Annotated in this window: 20 protein-coding genes; 3 read left to right on the forward strand and 17 right to left on the reverse strand. The window is 64.1% G+C overall.

Features of this window, described 5'->3' with window-relative positions; all coding sequences use genetic code 11:
• Positions 1-211: 211 nt before the first annotated feature.
• Positions 212-1,171, forward strand: a complete 960-nt coding sequence (locus HMI60_RS12235) for a helix-turn-helix domain-containing protein (RefSeq protein WP_018776295.1) — start codon at positions 212-214, stop codon at positions 1,169-1,171.
• Between the two features lie 57 nt (positions 1,172-1,228).
• Here HMI60_RS12235 and HMI60_RS12240 read toward each other — a convergent pair whose 3' ends face one another.
• From HMI60_RS12240 to HMI60_RS12265, 6 genes are read right to left on the reverse strand one after another with little or no spacing between them, the layout of a single operon-like run.
• Positions 1,229-2,836 (reverse strand): sulfatase, encoded by a 1,608-nt coding sequence (locus tag HMI60_RS12240; protein ID WP_193589728.1) that lies wholly within the window; start codon positions 2,834-2,836, stop codon positions 1,229-1,231.
• Complete coding sequence (locus HMI60_RS12245) at positions 2,833-3,687, reverse strand: ABC transporter ATP-binding protein (RefSeq protein WP_193589729.1); 855 nt, start codon at positions 3,685-3,687, stop codon at positions 2,833-2,835. The genes HMI60_RS12240 and HMI60_RS12245 overlap by 4 nt, the downstream gene beginning before the upstream one ends.
• Positions 3,684-4,460 (reverse strand): ABC transporter permease, encoded by a 777-nt coding sequence (locus HMI60_RS12250; protein ID WP_189075135.1) that lies wholly within the window; start codon positions 4,458-4,460, stop codon positions 3,684-3,686. Before HMI60_RS12250 ends, HMI60_RS12245 begins: the two co-directional genes overlap by 4 nt.
• The gene (locus HMI60_RS12255; RefSeq protein ID WP_064721752.1) at positions 4,457-5,233 is read right to left on the reverse strand and encodes an ABC transporter permease; all 777 of its coding nucleotides are present in this window, start codon (positions 5,231-5,233) and stop codon (positions 4,457-4,459) included. The genes HMI60_RS12250 and HMI60_RS12255 overlap by 4 nt, the downstream gene beginning before the upstream one ends.
• Positions 5,234-5,260: 27 nt before the next feature.
• Complete coding sequence (locus HMI60_RS12260) at positions 5,261-6,253, reverse strand: ABC transporter substrate-binding protein (RefSeq protein WP_055972156.1); 993 nt, start codon at positions 6,251-6,253, stop codon at positions 5,261-5,263.
• Between the two features lie 47 nt (positions 6,254-6,300).
• Complete coding sequence (locus HMI60_RS12265; protein ID WP_055972153.1) at positions 6,301-8,004, reverse strand: amidohydrolase; 1,704 nt, start codon at positions 8,002-8,004, stop codon at positions 6,301-6,303.
• A 233-nt stretch (positions 8,005-8,237) separates the two neighbouring features.
• Here HMI60_RS12265 and HMI60_RS12270 point away from each other — a divergent pair, with 233 nt between their 5' ends.
• Positions 8,238-8,849, forward strand: coding sequence for a TetR/AcrR family transcriptional regulator (locus HMI60_RS12270; protein ID WP_018776302.1), 612 nt, complete (start codon positions 8,238-8,240; stop codon positions 8,847-8,849).
• Here the strand turns inward: HMI60_RS12270 and HMI60_RS12275 are convergent.
• The 6 genes from HMI60_RS12275 to HMI60_RS12300 form a co-directional block, all read right to left on the reverse strand.
• Positions 8,840-10,201 carry an MFS transporter gene (locus HMI60_RS12275; RefSeq protein WP_110503964.1) on the reverse strand — a complete coding sequence of 454 codons (1,362 nt, stop codon included), beginning with the start codon at positions 10,199-10,201 and terminating at the stop codon, positions 8,840-8,842. The two genes, HMI60_RS12270 and HMI60_RS12275, sit on opposite strands and share 10 nt — an antisense overlap.
• Positions 10,202-10,287: 86 nt before the next feature.
• Complete coding sequence (locus HMI60_RS12280; protein WP_193589730.1) at positions 10,288-13,329, reverse strand: AAA family ATPase; 3,042 nt, start codon at positions 13,327-13,329, stop codon at positions 10,288-10,290.
• Positions 13,326-14,501: an exonuclease SbcCD subunit D gene (locus tag HMI60_RS12285; protein ID WP_193589731.1), complete on the reverse strand. Its 1,176-nt coding sequence runs from the start codon at positions 14,499-14,501 to the stop codon at positions 13,326-13,328. Before HMI60_RS12285 ends, HMI60_RS12280 begins: the two co-directional genes overlap by 4 nt.
• 71 nt (positions 14,502-14,572) lie before the next feature.
• Entirely contained in the window at positions 14,573-15,484 is a 912-nt protein-coding gene (locus tag HMI60_RS12290) for an MIP/aquaporin family protein (protein WP_193589732.1), read from the reverse strand.
• Positions 15,485-15,654: 170 nt separating this feature from the next.
• Positions 15,655-16,017 (reverse strand): DUF202 domain-containing protein, encoded by a 363-nt coding sequence (locus HMI60_RS12295; protein WP_018776307.1) that lies wholly within the window; start codon positions 16,015-16,017, stop codon positions 15,655-15,657.
• A gap of 13 nt (positions 16,018-16,030) precedes the next feature.
• On the reverse strand, positions 16,031-16,333 hold the full coding sequence (locus HMI60_RS12300) for a YidH family protein (protein ID WP_018776308.1): 303 nt from the start codon (positions 16,331-16,333) through the stop codon (positions 16,031-16,033).
• Between the two features lie 135 nt (positions 16,334-16,468).
• On the opposite strand from HMI60_RS12300, the gene HMI60_RS12305 reads away from it, so the two are divergent.
• A complete protein-coding gene (locus HMI60_RS12305; protein WP_193589733.1) occupies positions 16,469-17,539 on the forward strand; it encodes an ADP-ribosylglycohydrolase family protein in 1,071 nt (356 codons plus the stop codon).
• 6 nt (positions 17,540-17,545) lie between these two features.
• Here the strand turns inward: HMI60_RS12305 and HMI60_RS12310 are convergent, their stop codons facing one another.
• From HMI60_RS12310 to HMI60_RS12330, 5 genes are all read right to left on the reverse strand, one after another.
• On the reverse strand, positions 17,546-18,094 hold the full coding sequence (locus HMI60_RS12310; RefSeq protein WP_193589734.1) for a DUF4395 domain-containing protein: 549 nt from the start codon (positions 18,092-18,094) through the stop codon (positions 17,546-17,548).
• A gap of 67 nt (positions 18,095-18,161) precedes the next feature.
• Positions 18,162-19,172, reverse strand: coding sequence for an exonuclease domain-containing protein (locus HMI60_RS12315; RefSeq protein WP_193589735.1), 1,011 nt, complete (start codon positions 19,170-19,172; stop codon positions 18,162-18,164).
• Between the two features lie 108 nt (positions 19,173-19,280).
• Complete coding sequence (locus HMI60_RS12320; RefSeq protein WP_193589736.1) at positions 19,281-19,967, reverse strand: hypothetical protein; 687 nt, start codon at positions 19,965-19,967, stop codon at positions 19,281-19,283.
• Positions 19,964-20,896 carry an ABC transporter ATP-binding protein gene (locus tag HMI60_RS12325; protein ID WP_055972142.1) on the reverse strand — a complete coding sequence of 311 codons (933 nt, stop codon included), beginning with the start codon at positions 20,894-20,896 and terminating at the stop codon, positions 19,964-19,966. The genes HMI60_RS12320 and HMI60_RS12325 overlap by 4 nt, the downstream gene beginning before the upstream one ends.
• Positions 20,893-21,294, reverse strand: a complete 402-nt coding sequence (locus tag HMI60_RS12330) for a GntR family transcriptional regulator (RefSeq protein WP_179128283.1) — start codon at positions 21,292-21,294, stop codon at positions 20,893-20,895. Before HMI60_RS12330 ends, HMI60_RS12325 begins: the two co-directional genes overlap by 4 nt.
• Between the last annotated feature and the right edge of the window lie 2 nt (positions 21,295-21,296).

The following is a 21,296-nucleotide window of genomic DNA, read 5'->3' on the forward strand; positions in this document are numbered from 1 at the left end:
CGGGAGATGTGCGCGGCACGATGTCTGTCATTCCGCAATCTTCCACCGCACGGCGGGTGCGTGACTTGTCTCACACGGCAAGGAGCTTGTCGCTGCACGCAAGCACGTTCGCGCCCGGGCGCCGGTGTAGAATCGTGGGCAAGCTCACATCCGCGCCACCGGCGTTCTTGCCTCCTGGCAGCGGCACCACGGGCCATTGAAAGGGAACTTGATGACCGTCGCGGCTGATACGGGCCCCGCAACCGTGGAAACCATCGTGGCGGAGTCGTTCCAGGAGTGGAGCAGGGCAATCTCCGCTTCCTTCGTACCCCTGCTGGCCCAGGGGCCACGCAATTCGACATTCCACGGAACCATGCGCGCCCGCGTCCTGGGACAGATCTCGGTGGTGGAAATCACCGCCGGACCCCACACCGTACTGCGCACCCCGGAGCTGATTGCCAAGTCCACGGGCCGCTTCTTCAAGCTCAGCATCCAGCTCAGTGGATCGGGTCGCCTGGTTCAGGACGATCGCGAAGCCGTCTTGCGCCCGGGGGACCTCTCCATCTACGACACCTCCCGCCCCTATCAGCTAACGTTCGACGACGACTTCCGCACTTTGGTGCTCATGTTTCCGCATGTCCTGCTGGACTTGCCGGCCGAGGCCATGGGCCACGTCACTGCGTTGCGGATACCCGGCGACGAAGGCCTGGGTGAACTCATCAGCCCGTTCCTGGTGAAACTGGCCGACAACCTCGATGCCCTCTCCGGCACCAACGGGCTCCGGCTGGTCCACAACGCACTGGATCTGGTGACCACCTTGTTCAACGGCGAACTCGATCAACTGATCGAAACCGGCCGGGACCCGCACCTGCTGCTCCTGGGGCGTATCCACGACTACATTGAAGCCAACCTCGGAGATCCCGGGCTCTCCCCCGGAACCATAGCGGCGGCCCACTACATCTCCACCCGGCACCTCCACGATCTTTTCCAGGAAATCGGAACCACGGTGGCTGCCTCCATCCGGCAACGGCGGCTGGAGAGATGCCGGCGTGACCTGCGGGATCCGGTGCTGGCCGAACGGCCCGTTACCGCCATTGCGGCCCGCTGGGGGTTCACCGACGCCGCCCACTTCAGCCGGATCTTCCGGGCAGCTTTCGGGAACTCCCCCACTGGCTACCGCAACAGCCACTAACGGTTCCCTGCACCGGAACCCGGGGGACGCCGTCGGGCCGGTGTTTCGGGCAGTTGACTACGCTGCCGCCGTCGGGGCTGTCCCTTCATCCGTCAAAGCGGCCATCTCCTCCAGCATGGTTCGCAGCAGGCGGTCCTCCAACTCAGCGAAAGCGGGATCGCCGGCGCGGTTGGTCAACTCACCGGGATCGGTGCGGTGATCGTACAGTTCGGCAAGGTCAGTGCCGAAGTACCTGGTCAACCTCCCCTCAGGCGTGATGACCGTCCGCATGCGGACCGGTCCCGGCAAACCCGGCAAACCGAACGGCTGCTCCTCCTCCACCAACAGCGCGTCCCGGTGCTGCTCAGTAGCCCCTTCCAACAAAGGCACCAGCGAGCGTCCCTGGATTCCGCGGTAACCCCGGGATCCAGTGAGCTCCAGCAGCGTGGGTGCCACATCCGCGCTGGAAACCAGCGCTTCCGTCCGGCCCGGCGGCCTTCCGGGGATGTGCAGCACCAACGGGACATTCGTGACGGCGCGGTAGTGGACAAAGTGCTTAAGCATCAGGCCGTGGTCGCCGAACAGGTCACCGTGGTCGCTGGTGAACACCACGATGGTGTCCTCCGCCAGCCCCTGCCTGTCCAGCTCATCGAGTATCCGGCCAATGTGCTCGTCCATCATGGTGATCAGGCCGTACTGGGCGGCTGCCGCGTTCCTGTACTGCTCCTCCGTTGCGGCCCACGTCATGGTGGGGTCCGGATTCGGCTCTCCTCGGTGTTCAATCATGTCCCGCACGTGCGCCGGCGATGCTTCGTGGTCCTGGTCAAAGCCGAGCGGCAGTGGCATGGCCGCCGGATCATAGAGCCCGGAGTAGCCGGCCGGCGGGGAGAACGGGTGGTGGGGGTCGGGAAAGGACACGAACATGAAGAACGGCTGATCCTGGCCCGCGGCATCCTTCAGGTGCTCTATCGCTTTCTCGCTCACGTAGCTGGTGGGGTGCACCTCCGCTGGAATGGCCGTTTGGTACACCTGGTCCCACCCGCCATATCTGTTGGACGAGTTGCCGGGACCACCCAAAGTCTCCGGGTCGACGCCCCGTTCCCTGGCCCAATGCACGTAGTGGCCACCAGGCCGGTCGCCGTGTCCAATGACCAGGTCTACGTGCTGGTAGCCGTAGTAGTCCGACGGCAGCGCAATGAACCGCTCATCGTGCGCTTCGCGGTTTTCCCACAGGTCCCACCCGGCAGGGAAAGCATGACGGCGGGCGTCCCCGGCCGCCGCGTCCAAAAGCATGGGGTCGGTGGCCCGGATTTCCTCGGCCTGGTGGGGTTCAAATTCCCAGCCCATGTTCTGGTGGTGCAGTTTTCCCACTCCCACCGTGCGGTAGCCGCCGGCAGCCAAGGATCCCGGAACCGTCTGCGTCAGGGGATCCAACGTGATGCCGTTGCACCGGGTTCCATGCGCCGACGGCCACCGCCCGGTCATCAGGCTGGCACGGTTGGGCATGCACGTAGGATTGGCCACTGTCGCATTCCCGAAGACGATGCTCCTGGCCGCGAGCGCATCCAGGTGTGGGGTCTTGACAGTGCCGTTGCCGCCGAAGCCCAGGTGGTCTGCCCGGAGCTGGTCGGCGATGATGAACAGGACGTTGGGCCGGCGGTTGCCGCTGGCGCTTTGCCCCGTCATGCAGGCCTCTTGATGAGTGAGAGCACCTCTGTGCGCTGCCGGGCGAATTCCGGCAGCGAGCGCGTGGTGATCTGGTCGCGGGGAGCGGGCAGGTCCACGTCCACCACCTTGAGCACGCGCGCGGGCCGTGACCCCAGGACCACCACCCGGTCCGCAAGGTAGACCGCTTCGTCGATGTCGTGCGTTACCACCAGGATGGTCATGTTGAAATCCCGCCGGATCTTCAGGCACAGGTCCTCCAGGTCGAACCGCGTCTGCGCATCCACTGACGCGAAAGGTTCGTCCATGATCAGAATCTCGGGCCGGTAGGCCAACGCCCGGGCGATCGCGACGCGTTGCTGCATGCCGCCGGACAGCTGCCAGGGATACTGGTTGTCGGCGTGGGAGAGGCCGACGGCGGCGAGCGCACTGTCGCAGCGCTCCTTCAGTTCCGCTGCGGACAGCTTGAGATGCCGCAGGGGAAGGACCAGGTTCTTCCTGACCGTGAGCCATGGCATCAGCGACCGGTTGTAGTCCTGGAAGACCAAGGCCATTTCCGGAGGCGGGCCGCTGATGGTCCGCCCATCGATGGCGGCCCTTCCGCTGGTCGCCGGCTGGAGTCCGGCCAGGCATTTGAGGAGGGTCGTCTTGCCGACGCCGGATGGACCCACGATGCAGACAACCTCGCCGGCATCCACCGTGAAGGTCAGGTCTTCGATGACCGTGCGTGCTTTTCCTCCGCTGCCATAGGTCTTGGCGAGGTGCGCCACGTCCAACCGGGGCGTGGCGGCGCTTACTCGTGTTTCTGGTTGCTGTGCCATGGTGGACTTTCTGTTTTGGGTGGGAAGAGTCGGGGCCGGACGGTTGCTCATGATGCACGCGCCAGGCGGCGGGATCCGATGTACCAGGACAGGACCCTGCGACGAAGGAGGCTGAACAGGATGTTGACCAGGAAGCCGATGACGCCAAGGAGCAGGATTCCCGCCCACATGTCCGCCGTCATGAAACTCTGTTGGGCCAGCAAAGTCATGGCTCCGATCCCTTGGGAACTGCCCAGCATCTCGCTGGCGATCATCACGATGAACGCCACCTGCAGGCTCACCTGCAGCCCGGAGAAGATCTGCGGGGTCGCCGCCGGCAAGAGCACTTTCAGCACACGTTCCTTGCGGGTCAGGCGGTAGACCCTGGAGACGTCCAAGAGGTCGTTGCTGACGCTGCGGATGCCGTCCACCGTGGCAATCATGGTGGGAAACAGCGCCGCCAGGGCGATGCTGGTGACGCGCATCTGGGTGCCGAAGCCTATGAGCGAGATGAAGATCGGCACCAGCGCTACCGGGGGTATTCCGCGGAGGAAGTGGATCAACGGGTCAAGCATCCACCGGACAGGAGCAACCAGAGCCGTGATGAACCCCAGTGCGATCCCGGCCGCAGCAGCGATGACGAAACCGATAAACAGGTTTCCCAGGCTGAGCAGGACGTCGGACTGGAAGTGTTCAAAGAGCCACAATTCCTGGAAGCGGACAAGGATGGTTTGCAGCGGGGGGAAGAAAGGATCTGTGGAGTCCGCGGAAAGGAACCACCACGCCACCAACAGAAGCACAGGGGCGGCGACGCCGATCACCCAGTTACGCATTGTGATTCTCATCGCGGCACCACTTCCCGGTAGGACTCGTGCCAGTGCAGGACCCGGCGCTCAGCCAGGCGCGTGGCACCTTGGAACAGGAGGCCCAGGACTCCGAGGACAATCACCAAACCATAGAGTCCGGCGTAGTCACCCGCGGCCTGGGCCTGGTAGATGTTTTGGCCGAGGCCCGGGCCGCCGCCGAGGAGTCCGGCCACCACGGTAACTACCAAGGCTGCGGGAGCTGCCACGCGCATCGCTGTTCCTATGTAAGGCATGGCGCTGGGAAGCACCACACGGGCCAGGATTTCGCCCTCTCCCATGCCATAGGAACGGGCGGTGTCGCGTGCCACGGGGTCGGTGCCCTGAACGCCATCCACGGTCTGCATGACGATGGGAAGCAAACAACCGAATACTACGAGGAACAGCGACATCTCTGCTGTTGGGCCGAGGACCAGCACGGCAAGGGGCAGGATGACGATCGGCGGGACCGGCTTGAGGAACTCCAAGACGGCCAAGGTGGCGTACTTGACGGACTCGAAACTGCCGACGAGCAGCCCTATGGCTACGCCGGCCACGGCAGACAGCGCCAGAGCGAGCAATGCGATGCCGATCGTGGCCCCCAGTGAGGACCAGAACGTTCCTGTTCCCAGGATGGTCGCAAGGGTCGCGAACACTGTCGTGGCCGGCGGCAGGGCAGTTCCTGCAACCTTGGCCTCTGCGAGAAGCTGCCAGATGACCAGGGCCCCCGCGACGCCCACGATGCTGAAGGCGTAGGGGCGTACGGACGCTTTCATGATGAATCTCCCATGGCGTTCTCCTGCCTACTTGCCGAAGATGAGGTCGGCCGGCAGTTTCACCGGCGCATTCAGGAAGCCGAGGTCGGCGAGATTGTTGTTGGCCCGCTCAATGTCTTCCACACGGACCTCATCGGGCCAGTAGTTGACGGCCCCGGACTTGACCACGTCAAGCGGGGTCTTGGTGATCTCCGCACTGAGCTGCTGCGCTTCATCGATGTGGCCGTTGGCGTAAGCGTTCGCCTTGTAGATGGCGGCTTTGAACCCTGCCAAGGCCTTTTCCTTGGACTTCACCGTGTTAGCCCCGGAGACCCACAGGCCAATTGCTCCCTGCTCAAAGAACTCGACCCCGGGGGACGCCAGCAGGCGGTTCCCCTCTGACACCGCTTTGGAGGTAAACGGAGCGACCAGGGACGCCGCGTCCACGCGTCCGGAATTCAACGACTGCAAAGCCGATGACGGGTCCAGGACCATCCAGTTCACTTTGGCGGGATCTCCCCCGTCATCCTTGACCAGTTTGCTGACCGTCACCTCCAGCTGCGCTTTCCTTGCCGGAACGCTGACGTTCTTTCCCTCGAGGTCCTTCGGGCGAGTGATGGAAGAATCCTTCCGGACGAGGAGGCCGGTATCGTCCACGCGGTTGAGGTCGCTGGATTTTCCTGCCCCGTCCTTGTATCCGTCAGCTGCGGCAACGATCTTGAGCGGCACGTTCTGGCTCAAGGCATTCAGGAGCGGAATGGAAGGCGTATAGCTGAGGTCGATCTGACCGCTCTGGGCGGCTGCAATTCCCGCGGGAGGGTTGGCGATGACAGAGATCTCGACGTTGAGGCCCTGTTCCTTGAAGTAGCCCTTGTCGGCCGCGAGGCGGATGCCGGCGTCGGACCCTATGCCGATGGTTCCCACTTTAAGGGTGGTGGTCCCATCGGCGGCCGGGACGGCAGCCGGGCCGGAGCCGCCGCCACAGGCTGCAAGTGCCATGGACAGTGCAGCGGCCATGGCCAAAGGAATAATGCGTCGCATGTGTTGCTCCTTGAATGACGAATGGTTTGGAACGGAAGAAAATGGTTCTAGCTGGTGGACGGGTGGACTTCACGGCCACCGCTGATAGTGAGCCGGATGTCTGTGTCGAGGAGTTTCTCGATCTCCTCATCGGCCGGCCACGGGGTGGATAACAGGCACAGATCTGCTGTCCTGCCGGGTAGCAGGGAGCCCTTGGAGTGCTCCGCGTGATCCTGCCAGGCAGCCTCGAGGGTCATGGCAGCCAGCGCTTGCTGACCGGTGATCCGCTCGGGGTCACCCGGTGCACCAGGGGTGGAGCGGGTGGCACGCCGGACGGCGGCCACCACTGTGCGCCGCCAATCCGGACTGGTCACAGGTGCGTCGGAAGCAATATTGAAACGTACGCCCGCCTCCACTGCTGAACGCAGGGGCTGGTGGCGGGAGAAGCGGTCCTCGCCGAGGACCTGGCGCATGATGTCCCCGGCTTCCTGGCGGATCAGGGGGTTGGTGCTGTATCCGATGCCCCGGGAAGCCATGGTCTGCAGGGTGGTTGTGTCGCTGAAGGCTCCGTGGATGATGTAGTGGCGGTTGTGGTGATTCCCGGCGGACGCGGGACTCCCGCCGGGAGAAGTGGCTTCGATGATCGCCTGCACAGCTGCGGCGGTGGCCGCATCTCCCGTGGCGTGGACACCGGCCTGCAGTCCGGCATCGTTGATGAGTTGCAGAATCCGGTTGAGTTCAGCCACCCGTTCGCCATCGCTGGCACCCTGGATCACCAGGCTGCCGTGCGTACAGGCCGTGCCATAGGGCTCGCTCATCCAGGCGGTGCCGCTGCGTGGGATCCCGTCCGCGAAGACTTTGACGCCCGCTATCCTCAATTGCTCCGGATCGATGCCGCGGTTCCTGCAGCTTTCTGCCAGCCCGCTTCGCAGGCCTTCCTCAACGGCCCGGGCATTGGCTCCCCCGGTTCCGGCGAAGAGCATGAGGACATTGATCCGCAGCGTCAGTTCGCCTGACAAGGCGAGGTCGCCCAGCAACCCGAGCGCCGCCGTCGAACCTGCTCCGTCCATGAGCCCGGCGCTGGCCGGCCCCAATCCAGGCTCCGTGAGGGAGGTGATGCCCAGCGAGTGCAGATACTCCTGGAAGCGAAGCAGCGCCGGGCGGAGCGTTGCGGCCGGAACGGGTGGCATGGCACGGGAGATGAGTTCCATGGCACCGTCCTGGAACAGGCCGGAAGGGGCACCGTCCCCTCCCCTGACGATCACGCCGCCGTGGATATCAGGGGTCGTGGCGCTGATGCGGGCACGCTTGAGCGCTTCCCGGTTGGCCAGGAGCTGGTGGCCGGTGGCGTCGAACGCCACGAGGGGCGCGTCAGGGCGGCAATCCAACAGGCCCTTGGCCGGTCCAAGTATCGACTCGTCCCAGCCGTGGGCGCGGATCCAGCCATCGGGGCCCACCGGTGCTGCCGTCAGCACATCGACGACGGCTGCCCAGTCCGGGGCGATGTCCGGGTCCAGCCGCACATAGCCGAAGGCGGCCATCGCCGCCGAGACGAAGTGCAAATGGGCATCATTGATGCCGGGAATAACAGCCCCTCCTGCGGCGTCAACAACCCGCGTTTCCGGGCCAATCAGCCGGCTCACATCGTTTTGGCCGAGCCCTGCGACGCAGCCGTCCTTGACGGCGATGGCATCAGTCATGCGGTGTGGTTGCGCCGGGTCCATGGTGTGGACAGAGGCATTCGTGATCACCAGATCAGCGAAATCCTGCATCGATTCTCCTCAGGTCACCGCATCCGGATGTGATGCAGACAACGTTCCTGAAAGAAGTATGTCGCTTGACTGGGTCACTTGACTAGGTTTTGACGTAAAATTTCTTACAGAGGACTTTTCCGCCGCCACGGCACGGCCACGAGGCCGTCACGGCGGAGAGCGCCTACGATCGATGAGACCGCTGGGTTGGTGGATCCGATCACGGGTGGAAAGAAGCATGAGGAAGGTAACGGATGGCAAGGGTTCCCGCCGAAGAAAGGCGCCTGCAGTTCGTCGAGGCGGCAGCCAGGGTGATCGCACAGGATGGGTTGGCATCGGCTACGACACGTCGCATCGCCAGCGAGGCCGACGCCCCCCTCGCGGCATTGCACTACTGTTTCCGCAGCAAGGACGAACTCCTCGAAGAGGTCTATAACTTCCTCAGCAGGGACTACGCCAAGGCACTGGACCCCGTCCCCGACCCCGGCATGGGCCTGCGCCACATGGTGGGCGCCCACGCCCGGCGCATCTGGAGCCGCATGCTGGAAAACCCCCACGAACAAGTCACCACGTTCGAACTGCTGCTCCGACGCTTCCGGGTGGAAGCCGACGACCAGCCACAGGCATTGCTCATGAACCGCTCCATGTACGACGGGTGGGTGGGCTCAACGCTGGAGTTGTTCCGCGGAGCCGCTGAAGCCGCCGGCGAGCCCGTCCCCGCCAATCTGGAGGACATCACCCGCTTGTTCATCTCGGGGATCGACGGCATCAGCATGCAGCACCTGGCAGACCCCGACGAGGAGCGGTCCAAGCGTTTGGTGGAGCTCATGGCCCGGTCCCTGTCCGGTGCGCTCGACTACGCCTGAGGCTGGCGCTTCATCACCAAGGACGTCACAACACCCAGCAGCAGGAGGCCCGCGGCGGCGGCCATGGAAACCACGAAAGCCGCGCCCGGGCCCTGCGTTTCGGCCAGCTGTCCGGCCAGGTAGGAGCCAAGCGCAGTACCGGCCACAATCCCGCTGGCCAGGGCAGTCATGACAGTCGCCATTCGGCCGGACGGGGCAACGACGCCGCCGATGCTGAAGACCGTGACCATGACCGGACCCACCGGAATGCCGAGCACCAGCAGTACGAAAACCATGGGCCAGATACCCGCAGGAAGAAGCAGCAGCAAGGACAAAGCGGACATCGCCAAGGCAGCCACAACCCACCGCGAAGCCAAGCTGAAGCGCTGCGGCCAGAACGCGACAGACAACGCGGCAACCGCCGAGCTCAGACCCATCACCGCGTACAACAGGCCCGCAATCTCTGCAGTGGCGTATTGCGCTGAAAAGGCGCTCAACGCGTTCTGCGTCGCACCGAAGAAAGTGCCCATGCACACCATCGCCACCACCGGCACCGCCACTACCGCCCCGGCCCACCGCTTGCGTCGCGGCGCGGCCGCCTGAGTGCCCTCTTCGCCTGAACCCTCGACGCCGGCCTTCACCTTGCGCGGAGCCGGCACCACGGCCTGCTGGCTGGGGTGGACGGCGAAAGCAGGGACCAGGGTGATGGTCATGACGGCGGCAAGCGCGAGCGGCAGCCATGGGGCTACCATGCTGGCCAGCACACCCACCAGCGCCGGGCCGAGCACGAACGTGACCTCGTCAGCGGTGCCTTCGTAAGATAGGGCCGTGTCAAGATCAGCCCGGCTGGCGGCCACGCTTCTTTTCCCACCGGTTGCGCCGGGAGAAAGATTGCGGGTGGTCAGGGCCATCCAGCGCACGCGGGCCATGGGGCCTACCTGGGGGCAACTCGCACCGGCAAGGAAGGCCGCGATCAGGACGCCCGCAGCATCGGCTACCTCCCCGTAGCCGGGAGTGATATAGGCTGCGGCCAAAAGCCCGGCAACAGCCAGGGTATTGATGACCGCGGCGACGAGCAGGACGATGCGTTGCCCCGCACGATCAGCCAGGGAGCCCAGGACAGGTGCGCCCAGGGCGGAGCCGATGCCGACCGCTCCCGCAGCCATGCCGCCGATTGCATACGAGTGGCTGACTGAGGTCACCAAGGTCAGGGTGCCAACGGTCAACATGGCGAGGGGAAGCCGGGCGAAGAGGCCCAGCGGCAGGAAACCAGGTCCGGCAAGTTCCGGAAGCCGTGCGAAACGGCCAGGCAGACGCGAGGTCCGCGCGGGTGTCGAAGACAAGGGCTGGGAGGCCACAGAAGTTTTTTCCATTAATCCGGGTTCGCTAAAGGTTGCGCATCGTCCCTCCTCCCGATGCGCGCGACCCGGTGTAACGGGTTAAGTCTATCGGATACCTGTCAGACCGGAACAGCTTCGGCAATCCGCACGCTGGAGCCGTGCCGTCCCTTGACCACCTGGAGCTGGTTGGTGATGCGTTGCTTCATTTCGGCAACGTGACTGACCAGGCCCACTACCCTGCCGCCGTCGCGCAATCCTTCCAAAGCGTCCATCACTTGCTCCAGCGCTTGTTCGTCCAGGCTGCCGAAGCCTTCATCGACAAACAGTGTCTCGATGTCCACGCCGCCCGCCTCCTGCTGGACCACGTCAGCCAGGCCGAGGGCCAGGGCAAGCGAGGCCATGAAGGATTCCCCGCCGGACAGCGTGGAGGTGTCGCGCCGCTGGCCGGTCCATTCGTCCACCACTTCAAGGCCGAGGCCGGATTTCTGGTTCCGGGCCGCGCGGGCGTCGGTGTGCTGCAGCGTGTACCGGCCGTCGCTCATGGCAACGAGCCTTTCAGAGGCCGCGAGTGCCACTTGCTCAAGGCGTGCCGCCAGGACGTAGGCGTTCAGGCTCATACGGTAGTTGTTGTCCCCGGCACCCCGGACAGTGTCGGCCAGTTCAGCCAGGATGCGGGCCTGGTTGCGGGGTTCCCTGCCGGCCTCGGCCAAGGTGTTGTACTCGACCCGGATCCGTTCAATGGCCTCCACCGATTTCGCGGCAAGGGCTGCCGACAATGCTGCCGCCCTTGCCCGATCAGCCGCGTCGGCGGCGTGGAGCTTGACCTCGGCGAGTTCAGCCTCAGGCAAGGGAAGCTCGCCGATCCGGACTTCCTTGGCCGCCAGAACCAAGTCCTCGCTGGCAAACAACTCGTCCAGGCGGGCCGCTTCAGTGTCGAAATCAGCCACGTCTTTCTCCAGACCGACCACATCGGCCGGCGGAAGCAGTTCGCCACGCGCTTCCTCTGCCGAGGCGAACCCTGAGTCCGGCAAGGCATTTTGGAGCGATACGGCGGCGTCGGCCTGGGCCTGTCCTGCCTGCTGGAGTTCCCGGTCGGCATCAGCTGCCGACTGAAGGAGCGTGCGCTCGGCGGACAGGGCTTCCAACCGTTCACGAAGACTCGGGAAATCTTCCCGTAAACCGGCGAGGTCGGCCTTCAAAGTGTCGTGCTGTTCCTGCAGGTGAAGGACGGCCGAGGACGCCCGGGAGGCTGCACCGGCGTCCTCTGCGTGCTGCTCCTGCACTTGAGCCAGTTTCCTGGTAATGCCCTCCTGCTTGCTCCGAAGCTGGTCAAGGGTCCGGGATGCCTTTGTCGCCGCCGAAGTCGAGGTCCGGGCAGCCAGGAGACGCGCCTGTGCCTCCTCCGCATCCACGGTGCCGCCTTGGGCCGCCAGTCCGGCAAGGACCTGGGCGGCTGCGGAGACTTGCTCGACAAGGACACCCTGGGCTTTTTCGCTGGCCTCGAACCGCTCCCTGGCGTGTTCCTCTTCCTGGGCCAGGGACAGGGCCGACCGTACCGCAGCTGCGGGATGCGGGTGGTCCTCGCTCCCGCACACAGCGCATGGCTGACCGCTCTCCAACGCGGCAGCCAGCTCCCCTGCCGCATTGGCCAGGCGGAGCTCGCGAACGTCAAGCCATTCCTGGCGGTGATCCTGGGCCGTGGCACGGGCTCGAAGGTGCTTCTCGGAGATCTCTGCCAACTCGTTGGCTGCCTCGGCATGGCGGGACACAATTTCCACCAGCTCAGCAGCATTGGCTGTTTCGCGCTCAAGCTCCGCGAGTCCATCAGCCGCCGGTTCCAGTGGTTCAATCAGGCCGCTCACAGCTGTCGCTTCTTCACGCAGCCGTTCCAGTTCGTCCACGGCCCGGTCGACTGCTGCTTCATGGTCTGCCTGTTCGCGACGCTTGGCGGCAAGCCGGCCGGCGATGTCCTCCAGTCGCGTTTCGTCAGGGAGGCGGGCTTCCAGAACCGCATAGGTGGCCTTGAGGCGTTCAAGGGATGCGCTGGAGTTTGTTGCCTCCAGCCCTGCAGCTTCGAGCCGTTCCCGTAGCTGCTCAACCTTTGCGACGGCAGCGCGATACTTGCGGGCGGAGGAGTCAACGGCGTCAAGCTGGCCGCTCAGAACGGAAGCCCGGCGGTGCCTCGCGAGCTTGTCCCTGTTCTCCAGTGCCCGCGGCGCGGCCAGTTCAAGAAGGACGCGCCTCTGCGTTGCGGCTCCGAGCCGGGCATGCCGCAATGACTTTTCCTGGGCTTGCCGGAACTGTTCGGCAAGGCGCGAGGACAGCGACTCTGCCTGGTCTGCTTCGTCTGTCCTCCGCGTCCATTCAGCACTCACCTCCGCTGCCACCTCTGCCAGCCAGGCCTCCGGTTCCTGCCCGGCTGTTCCGCCGGCATCAGGATTAGCAACTGTAGTCCCGGCAGTTTCCGTCGCGGCTTGGTCGAGTCCCAGTTGCTGGCGCTCCGCTGCAGCCCGGTCCAGCAACAGCTTGAGTTCCAAGGCATTTTCCTGCACGGCCCGTGCGGCTTCCGCCGCCTGCCGTGCGATCCGGCGTTCGACGGCTTCAAAGCGTTGCGTACCGAAGAGTTTCTGCAGGAGCTCCAGGCGGTCGTTGGCCTTGGACCTGAGGAACGCCGCAAAATCACCCTGGGGAAGCATCACCACGCGGGTGAACTGTTCCCTGTCCATCCCCAAAATGTCCGCGAGCTCGGCACCGACTTCGTCGTTCCTTGAGGATTTCTCCTCCCAACTCCCGGCGATCCGTTCCCGAAGGAGGGTCTTCGCCTGCTGCGTGGTGAACCCGTTCCTGCCCCGTGCGCTGGGGCGTTCCCAGGCGGGCGAGCGCGTCACTTCGAAGCGCCGTCCGCGTGCCGAGAATTCGCAGACGACGCGTGGTTCGGCTGAAGGTGCCGCGTGATCGCTGCGGAGGCGTTTTCCTTCCTGGCGTGCGCCGGGCACGGCTCCGTACAAGGCAAAGCAGATGGCATCAAGGATGCTGGTCTTGCCTGCCCCGGTGGCACCGTTGAGGAGGAAGAGTCCTTGCGCTCCCAAGTGATCGAAGTCGATGTGTTGGGCAGTGGCAAAAGGGCCGAAGGCTTCTATTTCCAGGCGATGGATTCTCACAGTTCCGCCTCTTCCAAGCGGACGGCTTCGAGTGCTTCCCGGAGCGCAGCTTCTTCGGCCTCGCCGGCTCCGCGGTCCCGGACATGCTCCAGAAAGCCGCAGCAGACTCCGAGATCGTCCTGGGCCTTGGCGAGTCGGTCACTGTAGCTCGTCGTGGTCCGGGTCCCGGCGCCTTCGGGATCAAAGGAAAGGACCAACGTGCCCGGAAAGCGGACTCTCAGTTTTTCCATGGCCTGGGTTGGCCGCTGCGCGTCAGTAATGGTGATCTGGCAGTAGGCCTCTTCGGCCCAGGCATACTCCCCGGACTCCAGGAGCTCATCCAAAGTCCCGCGCAGTACGGCCAGGGTCTTGGGGGCTTCCCACACTACTTCCTGGACGTCGATGTCCCCTGACGGGTTGATGTCCACCAACCAGGCACCTTTGCTGTGCTTGGCTTCGGAGAATGAGTACGCCAGCGGCGAACCCGAGTAGCGGACATTGCCGGCCAATTGCTGCCGTCCGTGGAGGTGCCCCAGTGCCGTGTAAGTGAATCCTTCGAAGAGGTCCAAGGGCACCGCTCCCAGTCCCCCGATACTGAGGTCCCTCTCGCTTTCGGACGTGATGCCTCCGCTGGCAAATGTGTGTGCCAGGACCACCGGGTAGACAGGTCCGGATTCGCGGCGACGTTCAACGTCCTTCTTGATAAGCCCTACTGCCTGCTGTGTGACGTCAAAGTGGTTGGCAGAGTCCACGCCCAGCCGCTCGGCCACAAGGCGGGGTTCAAGGAAGGGAATTCCGTAGACCGCCACTTGGCCCGGGGCGTCCCGTTCGCCTCCAAAAGGGAAAACAATGGGGCTGTCCAGGTCCTCCACCCGCGTGCGCAAGTGCACTCCCCCTCGTTCCAGCAACCGGGAAGCGAAACCCAGTCTGATGGCGGAATCGTGATTGCCGCTGGTGAGCACAACGCTGGCCCCGGCCCGGGTGAGCCGCACCAAAGCATCATCCAGCAGTGTGACGACGTCCAGGCCCGGCAGGGCGCGATCATAAACGTCCCCTGCAATGAGCACGACGTCCACCGAGTTGGCGTCCACGAACGTCACCAGCTGGTCCACGAAGCCGCGTTGGGCCTCAAGCATGCCAACGCCGTGGAACGACCGGCCCAGATGCCAATCCGAAGTATGGAGTAACCGCATAATTCCAAGCTAACCGGGGTCACCGACAATAAAGCGCAGACAAGCCGCCCGGCGTCGATCCTGGCCGGTTGCTAGCCTTTCTTGCCGTCGAAAAAGTCGCGTGCGTCATCGTTCGCCGGCTTCGCAGGGAGCGGCTCCGGAGTCGTTTCGGCCCGGGTGTCCGCAGCCTCCTCAGCGATCCCGTTTCCAGCGTCGAAGTGGTCGTTGATGGCGTCTGTCCCACCCTGGTGTTCGGCAGTGGCGCGGGCAGGCCCGGACAACCCCTGGAAACCGCGGAAAGCGAGTCCGGCAAGTGCTGCGCCCATCAGAGGTGCCACCCAGAAAAGCCACAGTCCTTCAATGGCCCAGGAGGGGCTGAAGAAAGCTTGCGCGCTTGCGCGTGCGGGGTTGAAAGGGAGGTTGCCAAGAACCTGGCCGAATTGCAGCAATACGGCCGTCGCCAGGCCCACTGCGAACGGTGCCAAGGAAGGAAGGGCACGGCGTCCGGCCGCCGCTCCGAGGAAGACGGCAACAAGCAAAGCAGAACCGATAACTTCCACCAGCAGCACGCCCGCCAGCTGGGTTTGGGCGGGAGCGTGCTCCCCGAAGCCGGCTGCTGTGGAACCAAAAGCGGCCCGCACATCCGCGAGAACGGGCACGGTAGTCACCACAACGTAGACAAGTGCTGCACCAACCACGCTTCCGATGAGCTGTGCTGCGACATACGCGACGGCGGCGAGCGCCCGGATGCGTCCGGCAATGAGGTTGCCCAAGGTGATCGCGGGATTGAAGTGTCCACCCGAAACGTGCCCGAAAGCCAACATGCACACAGTCACGGTCAGCCCGGCGGCCAAGGCTGAGGGCAAAGGCGCCGCTGCAGGGCTCGAGAGTATCGACACACCCACTGCAACGAGCACAATGAACAACGATCCCAGGGCTTCAGCCGACAGCCTGGCCAGGAGTCCCGGTTGGGGATCGGTAGCGGCCTGCACAGAAGAGGTCATGTGGAACGGGTCCTTACGGTCGGTGTGAAAGTTGGTGCGCTGGTGCCGAAGCACAGCGGGCAACACTAGGGCACGCCTTTCAACGCGCCAGGAGCCCTCGAGTATCTTGCCACCCGAATCTGGACGGTTGCTGGGTTAACGCTGGAGGCGATGAAAGCTGCCCCTTGAGCTTATCCGCCCAAGGAAATGGCCGCGATCGCGGCGGCGCCCAGGCCCATCACGGCCAGGGTGCTGGCCAGGATCAACCGCGTGGGGGCTGCCTGGAAGCCGGCCTGGAGTTGCCGTGAGCGCACCCACACCACGGAAGCGAGGACAACGGTGGCCGCCGCGGCGGCCAGCGCACAGATCCCTTGGTAGTCCAGTCCAGGCAGGCCGGTAACGATGGTGCCGGAGGAAGGCTCTGATGTCAGCCAACTCCGCCAAATGAACAGGTCCACCACCACCAGGGAGATCAGCGTCCTGCGCCAGGCAAGGGTGGTCCGCTCGGGCTGCAGGCCGGGATCCCGGGTACTTTCCGGAACGGTGCCGGTCACTGGGTCTTCCTGCTCATCGGGCCACCAGGATCAGCACCGCGAAGGCGAACGCTGCCACGGCTACCACTATGGTCATGAATAACATCACCCGTGAGAAAGGCAGTGCCTGGTCCTGCCGCATCGCCGCTTCCATCTGGCCCCACCGGCGGTAGGACAGTGCCGCCAGGCCGGCCCCTACGAGGGCCAGCAGGACGCACAAAACCAGCCGGACGGGCGTCGGCGCGATATTCGGCGCCAACTGATCTACGGCCACAGCGCCGGCAAGCAGAGCCAGCGAAGTGCGGATCCAGGCCAGGAAAGTACGCTCATTCGCCATCGAAAACCTGTAGTCAGGTGTTTTACCTGTTCGTCGCCAAGCAGGTTCACGCACGTTATCTCTCCAAGTTTTCGCAGTGCCGGACAGCTTCCCCACCATATCAGCGGGGCCTCACGGGCACGGTAAGTTACTGGCATGAGTGTTGAAGCTACTTCCCCCGCCGCGCCGTCCTTCAAGTCCCGTGTCTACGGCTCCCTTTTGGGCGGGGCCCTGGGCGATTCCCTGGGATACGCCGTCGAGTTTGACTCCATCGCGGCGATTCGGGCACGCTACGGCTCCGCGGGACTGACCTCGTTTGAACAGCTCGACGGCGGCAGCCACTTTTCGGACGACACCCAGATGACGCTGTACACGGTGGATGGCCTGGTGGAGGCGCTCGAATGGGCGAACGATGGAGTGGCGGCAGACGAGATCGCCTGCCTGTGGCTTGCCTACCTGCGCTGGCTTGCGACGCAGGACGTTGCGGTTTCCTCGTCAGCGCCCGTCCCGCAGCCCCGGTGGATCGATGCCCAGGCTGTGCTCCGGCACCGGCGGGCTCCGGGCAACGCCTGCCTCAGTGGCCTGGCCTCGGGCGAGATGGGAACGGTGGCGCGGCCGGTGAATCCTGAGTCCAAAGGATGCGGCACCGTAATGCGTTCGGCGCCGTTCGGCCTGATCCCCCACATCTCCCGGGACGCCGTCTACAAACTCAGTTCCGACGCAGCCTCGTTGACCCACGGACACCCTTCAGCACGGCTAAGCGCGGCCGCCTTCAGCCTGCTGATCCATCACATTGTTGCCGGCAGCGATGTCCGGAACGCAGCCAAGGAAGCCCTCGCATATGTGAACAACGTCCCCACCAAGGCCCCGGAGCTCTCCGAGAGCCTTGAAGCCGCGTTGCAGTTATCCGCCCGGAACACAGTATTGAGCCCGGAAGAGCTGACCGCAGCGCTCGGTGAGGGGTGGGTTGCCGAGGAGGCACTCGCCGTCGGGCTTTACGCCGTTCTGGCTACCAGCGGCGGGGACCCCGCCGAGCACTTCCGCAATGCGGTGGCGGTTGCCGTCAACCACAGCGGCGACAGCGACTCCACAGGCTCCATCGCAGGAAACATCCTGGGCGCCTTTTATGGTGAAGAATGCCTTCCCGCGGACTGGCTGGAAGCGCTGGAAGCCCCCGAGGTCATTCGCGGCATGGCGGACAGGCTGCTTGCCGTGACCACCGGCTGAGGGACCCTACGATCTGCGAACGGAGATGTCGGCGCACGCCTCGCACACGTCGGCGGGGACAACGCTCCGGCGCTGGAGGAAGCCAAAGATGGCGCAACCGAGGCAAAAGCCGGCCAGCGATTCCAGTGAGGCTGCCACGATCAACAACGCGAGCAGCACCCATGCCGCCGGCCGGAAGCCGGTGAAGAACAACACGACGGCGGCACTCGTCAAAGCTGCCCCGATGCCTTGGGCGAAGCGCTTGGGAGGACCGGGCACCAGCTTGGCACGCCCGATCCTGGGCGCCAGGACTTTGACGGACAGCAGTGCCAACGGGGAAATCCGGGGACCAAACAGGACCCGCAGCCAGAAGCCGGTCGCCAGTGCTACCAGTCCCCCACCCCAGCTGGTCAGCAGCGTCGTAACGGCAAGGATCACCACCAGGCCGGCAGTTATCCGGGCGGCGTATTCGTTGACCGGGTTGGGGAAAGCGAAGACTCTCCGCCAATCAACCCCGCCCGCCGGCGCGTTGGCAGTTTGCCGCGCCGGGGCCAGGGGAACGCTTGGCTTGCTCATTAGCCAAGGCTAGGAGTCCCGCTCCCCGGACAGGAAGCATTGTTGCGCACTATGACCCGCGGGGGCCTTATGCGCCGCCGACCATCTGCAGGAACTCGCCCTCCGAGACGACCTCGATTTGTTGGCCCTTGGCGTGGAGTTCCAGGACCCGTTTGGCTTTGCCCGTGAGCCGTCCGGCACGAAGGTCTCCGGCCACGAAACCGTCGCCGACAATGAGAATGGTGGTCCGGGCGGTGACGCGGCTTTCGGGCCGGGCGCCCATCTCCGCGGCCCGCGATTTGGCTTCCGGCCGGGTGATCGCGAGGTCTCCGGTGAAGACCACTGTTTGCCCGAACAGGGGGTGGCCGGGCTCTGCCGCGGGGTTGGGCAGAGGATTGGGTCCTTCCTCCGGCCAGGCAGACCAGCCGCCGGCGATGCCCGGAGTGCGGTCCAGTGTTCGCTCGAAGGAGCTGCCGGTCCTGGCGGCCAACGCGGACATCGTCGCCTTGGACAAGCCGAAGGCGGGGTCGAAAGCGGGCTGGCTTGGCAGGCTGAGTCCCAGGGAAAGGTAGAGCTCGGCGATGCTGTTGGCATCGTTGCGCCGTGCGATGTCCACCAGGATCCCGGCGCATGCGCGGGCATCCTCTGCGGCGTCGTGATGGTTCACGAGTGGTACGCCGGCTTCTTCGGCCGCATACGGCAGGGAGTTCGAAACGAGTGAATAGCACCGGCGCGAAAGCATCACGGTGCAGACGTAGTCGTAGGCCGGCCCGGCGAGACCGGAGACTTCCAACCCGGACCTGATGACTCCAAGGTCGAAGGCGGCGTTGTGTGCGGCCAGGATGTCGCCGCCGATGAACGCGCCGATTTCGGGGAACAGCTCACCGAACCTGGGCTGGCCCGCTACGTCCTCGGCACGGATGCCGTGGATGCGGGTGTTGTGGAACTCAAAATGATCGTGGTTCTCCGGGGGACGCATCAGCCAGGAGGCTTCCTCCACAACAACCCCGTTGCGGACCTTGCTGAGACCCACTGAACAGGGCGACCCCCTGAAGCCGTTGGCTGTTTCAAAGTCGATCGCCGTAAAGTCCAATGCCACTGGACAAGATTACAGCCGGAAAAGGCCGCCCCTGCCGATTTCGACGGCGGGGCGGCCACTTGCACCGCTAATGTGGGGAACGCTACATCGTGTTGCTTACCGTGTTGCCTAAGGTGTGGCCCGGCGAAGAGTGGCGTAGGAGCCGGCTGCGAGTGCCACGCACAACAATGCCATCCACCCGCTGACGCTCAGTGGGGTCTGCTGGGCCGTCCAGCTTCCCACTGCGCCCCACCATCCCAGCAGGGTTGCCAGCGCAGCCAGGCCGATGAGGGCCACCGCCGTTCCCAGCGTTGATACCAGAGTTCCGGTTGTCCCCCAGCGCTTGAAGATGGTGGCGAACCAGAACCCGATGATGAACATGAACATCATCACCACGAAGAAGAAGGCCGCTGTTGAGTACCAAGGCCCGTCCGTGACCCACGGAATCTTGAAGAAGTAGCCATAGACACCCCAACCGTTCGTTGTCCCTTCAATGGCACCACCCAGGAGATAAAGGCCTGTCATGCCAAGAGCGATGAGCGAGAAGAGCCCCACAGTACCCAGGTAGAAAGCCCGACGACTGATGCTCAGTCCCTGGGAGAACGGGAACACCAAGGTCATGCTCTGGATTCCGAGCACCAGGAAGTACCACAAGGGGGCTTGGCTTCCACCGCCGTATTTGCCCTCGTTGACGGGAATAAGCGCAAAGATGGCCAGCGACATCAGGAACGAAGCGGCCAGGATGGTCAGCGGCCATCCAATGTAGGTCCACTTGTTGATCAGTTGCATCCGGGCAACCGCTAGTGTTCTGCTCATCGCTTTGCCTCCAACGCGTCGTCTGCGAACTCCTGGGCACCCTGTCCCTTGGTGCCGGCTCCGGCCATGGTTTTGCGAACCACCAACTGCTGCAGGGATACGGGCGAGAGTTCAAGCCCCAGCTCCTGCGCTTCCGCGCGTTCGCGGCTGTTGAGCGTCTCGTCCACAGTCACCGAGGCCAGGGAACCGAGGGTTTCGCGATGAAGGATCTTCCGGCCGGAGAGGAAAGAGTCCACCTTGTCCGCGGAACCGGAAACAGTCACGGCGGAACCACGGATGTCCTCCGCGTCCGCGTTCATGATGATCCGGCCCCGATCGATAACAACTACGTGTTCCAGAAGGTTGGCTACCTCATCGATCAGGTGGGAGGACAGGATGATGGTTCGCGGATGTTCCGCGTAGTCCTCCACCAACCGGTCATAGAACAATTGCCGGGCTACGGCGTCGAGTCCCAAGTACGGCTCGTCGAAGAACGTCAGTTCTGCGCGTGAGGCAAGGCCGATGATGACTCCTACGGCGGACAGCTGGCCGCGGGAGAGCTTTTTGATTCGTCTCTTGACGGGGAGCTGGAAGTCCTCAGCCAGCCGGTCCGCGAACTTCTGGTCCCAGTTCCTGTAGAACAGCGCGGCGGAGCGGAAGGCGTGCCTGGGCTGGAAGTCATCCGGGTATTTTTGGGACTCTCGGATGAAACAGATACGGGACAGCACAGAGTCGTCCTCGTAAGCGCCGGAGCCGAAGACGAGGGCTTCGCCCGAACTCGCGAAGGCCTGGGCCGTAAGGACGGACATCAAGGTGGTCTTGCCGGCGCCATTACGTCCGAGCAAGCCGTAGATGCGGTTGGCCGGGAGGCTCAGGTTGACGTTGTCCAGCGCGTTGAGATCCTTGTATTTCTTGAACAGGTTACGGGCCTCGACGACGGTATCGCTCACAGGGCCGCGCTCCTTTCCTTGTCCGTTCCGGAGTCAGGTGCGAGTCCGGAACTGCGTTCAATCATGGTGTTCAGCTGCTCCTTCGAGATCCCCAGCTTTCGGGCTTCCAGTGCCAGCGGCTTGACGTATTGTTCGAAGAATTCCTCGGTGCGCCGCGCTATCACGTTGGCGCGCGCCCCTGTCGCCACGAACATCCCTATCCCCCTGCGTTTGTAGAGAATTCCTGAATCCACCAGCACGTTGACGCCCTTGGCTGCCGTTGCCGGATTAATACGGTGGAAAGCTGCGAACTCATTGGTGGAAGGCACTTGGGATTCCTCCGCCAGGCTGCCGTCCACGATTCCGTTCTCGATGAGTTCGGCGATCTGCATGAAGATCGGTTTGCTGTCATCGATCATGA

The organism is Paenarthrobacter sp. YJN-D, assembly GCF_015040335.1.
Lineage (GTDB): Bacteria > Actinomycetota > Actinomycetes > Actinomycetales > Micrococcaceae > Arthrobacter > Arthrobacter nicotinovorans.

What these genes read in the sequence shown, in the direction of transcription:
- HMI60_RS12260 (WP_055972156.1), bottom strand. Translation starts at nt 6,253, where the DNA reads ATGCGACGCATTATTCCTTTGGCCATGGCCGCTGCACTGTCCATGGCA.
- HMI60_RS12265 (WP_055972153.1), bottom strand. Translation starts at nt 8,004, where the DNA reads ATGCAGGATTTCGCTGATCTGGTGATCACGAATGCCTCTGTCCACACC.
- HMI60_RS12320 (WP_193589736.1), bottom strand. Translation starts at nt 19,967, where the DNA reads ATGAGCAGAACACTAGCGGTTGCCCGGATGCAACTGATCAACAAGTGG.
- HMI60_RS12250 (WP_189075135.1), bottom strand. Translation starts at nt 4,460, where the DNA reads ATGAGAATCACAATGCGTAACTGGGTGATCGGCGTCGCCGCCCCTGTG.
- HMI60_RS12275 (WP_110503964.1), bottom strand. Translation starts at nt 10,201, where the DNA reads ATGGAAAAAACTTCTGTGGCCTCCCAGCCCTTGTCTTCGACACCCGCG.
- HMI60_RS12240 (WP_193589728.1), bottom strand. Translation starts at nt 2,836, where the DNA reads ATGACGGGGCAAAGCGCCAGCGGCAACCGCCGGCCCAACGTCCTGTTC.
- HMI60_RS12235 (WP_018776295.1), top strand. Translation starts at nt 212, where the DNA reads ATGACCGTCGCGGCTGATACGGGCCCCGCAACCGTGGAAACCATCGTG.
- HMI60_RS12300 (WP_018776308.1), bottom strand. Translation starts at nt 16,333, where the DNA reads ATGGCGAATGAGCGTACTTTCCTGGCCTGGATCCGCACTTCGCTGGCT.
- HMI60_RS12270 (WP_018776302.1), top strand. Translation starts at nt 8,238, where the DNA reads ATGGCAAGGGTTCCCGCCGAAGAAAGGCGCCTGCAGTTCGTCGAGGCG.
- HMI60_RS12310 (WP_193589734.1), bottom strand. Translation starts at nt 18,094, where the DNA reads ATGAGCAAGCCAAGCGTTCCCCTGGCCCCGGCGCGGCAAACTGCCAAC.
- HMI60_RS12245 (WP_193589729.1), bottom strand. Translation starts at nt 3,687, where the DNA reads ATGAGCAACCGTCCGGCCCCGACTCTTCCCACCCAAAACAGAAAGTCC.
- HMI60_RS12285 (WP_193589731.1), bottom strand. Translation starts at nt 14,501, where the DNA reads ATGCGGTTACTCCATACTTCGGATTGGCATCTGGGCCGGTCGTTCCAC.
- HMI60_RS12290 (WP_193589732.1), bottom strand. Translation starts at nt 15,484, where the DNA reads ATGACCTCTTCTGTGCAGGCCGCTACCGATCCCCAACCGGGACTCCTG.
- HMI60_RS12305 (WP_193589733.1), top strand. Translation starts at nt 16,469, where the DNA reads ATGAGTGTTGAAGCTACTTCCCCCGCCGCGCCGTCCTTCAAGTCCCGT.
- HMI60_RS12255 (WP_064721752.1), bottom strand. Translation starts at nt 5,233, where the DNA reads ATGAAAGCGTCCGTACGCCCCTACGCCTTCAGCATCGTGGGCGTCGCG.
- HMI60_RS12330 (WP_179128283.1), bottom strand. Translation starts at nt 21,294, where the DNA reads ATGATCGATGACAGCAAACCGATCTTCATGCAGATCGCCGAACTCATC.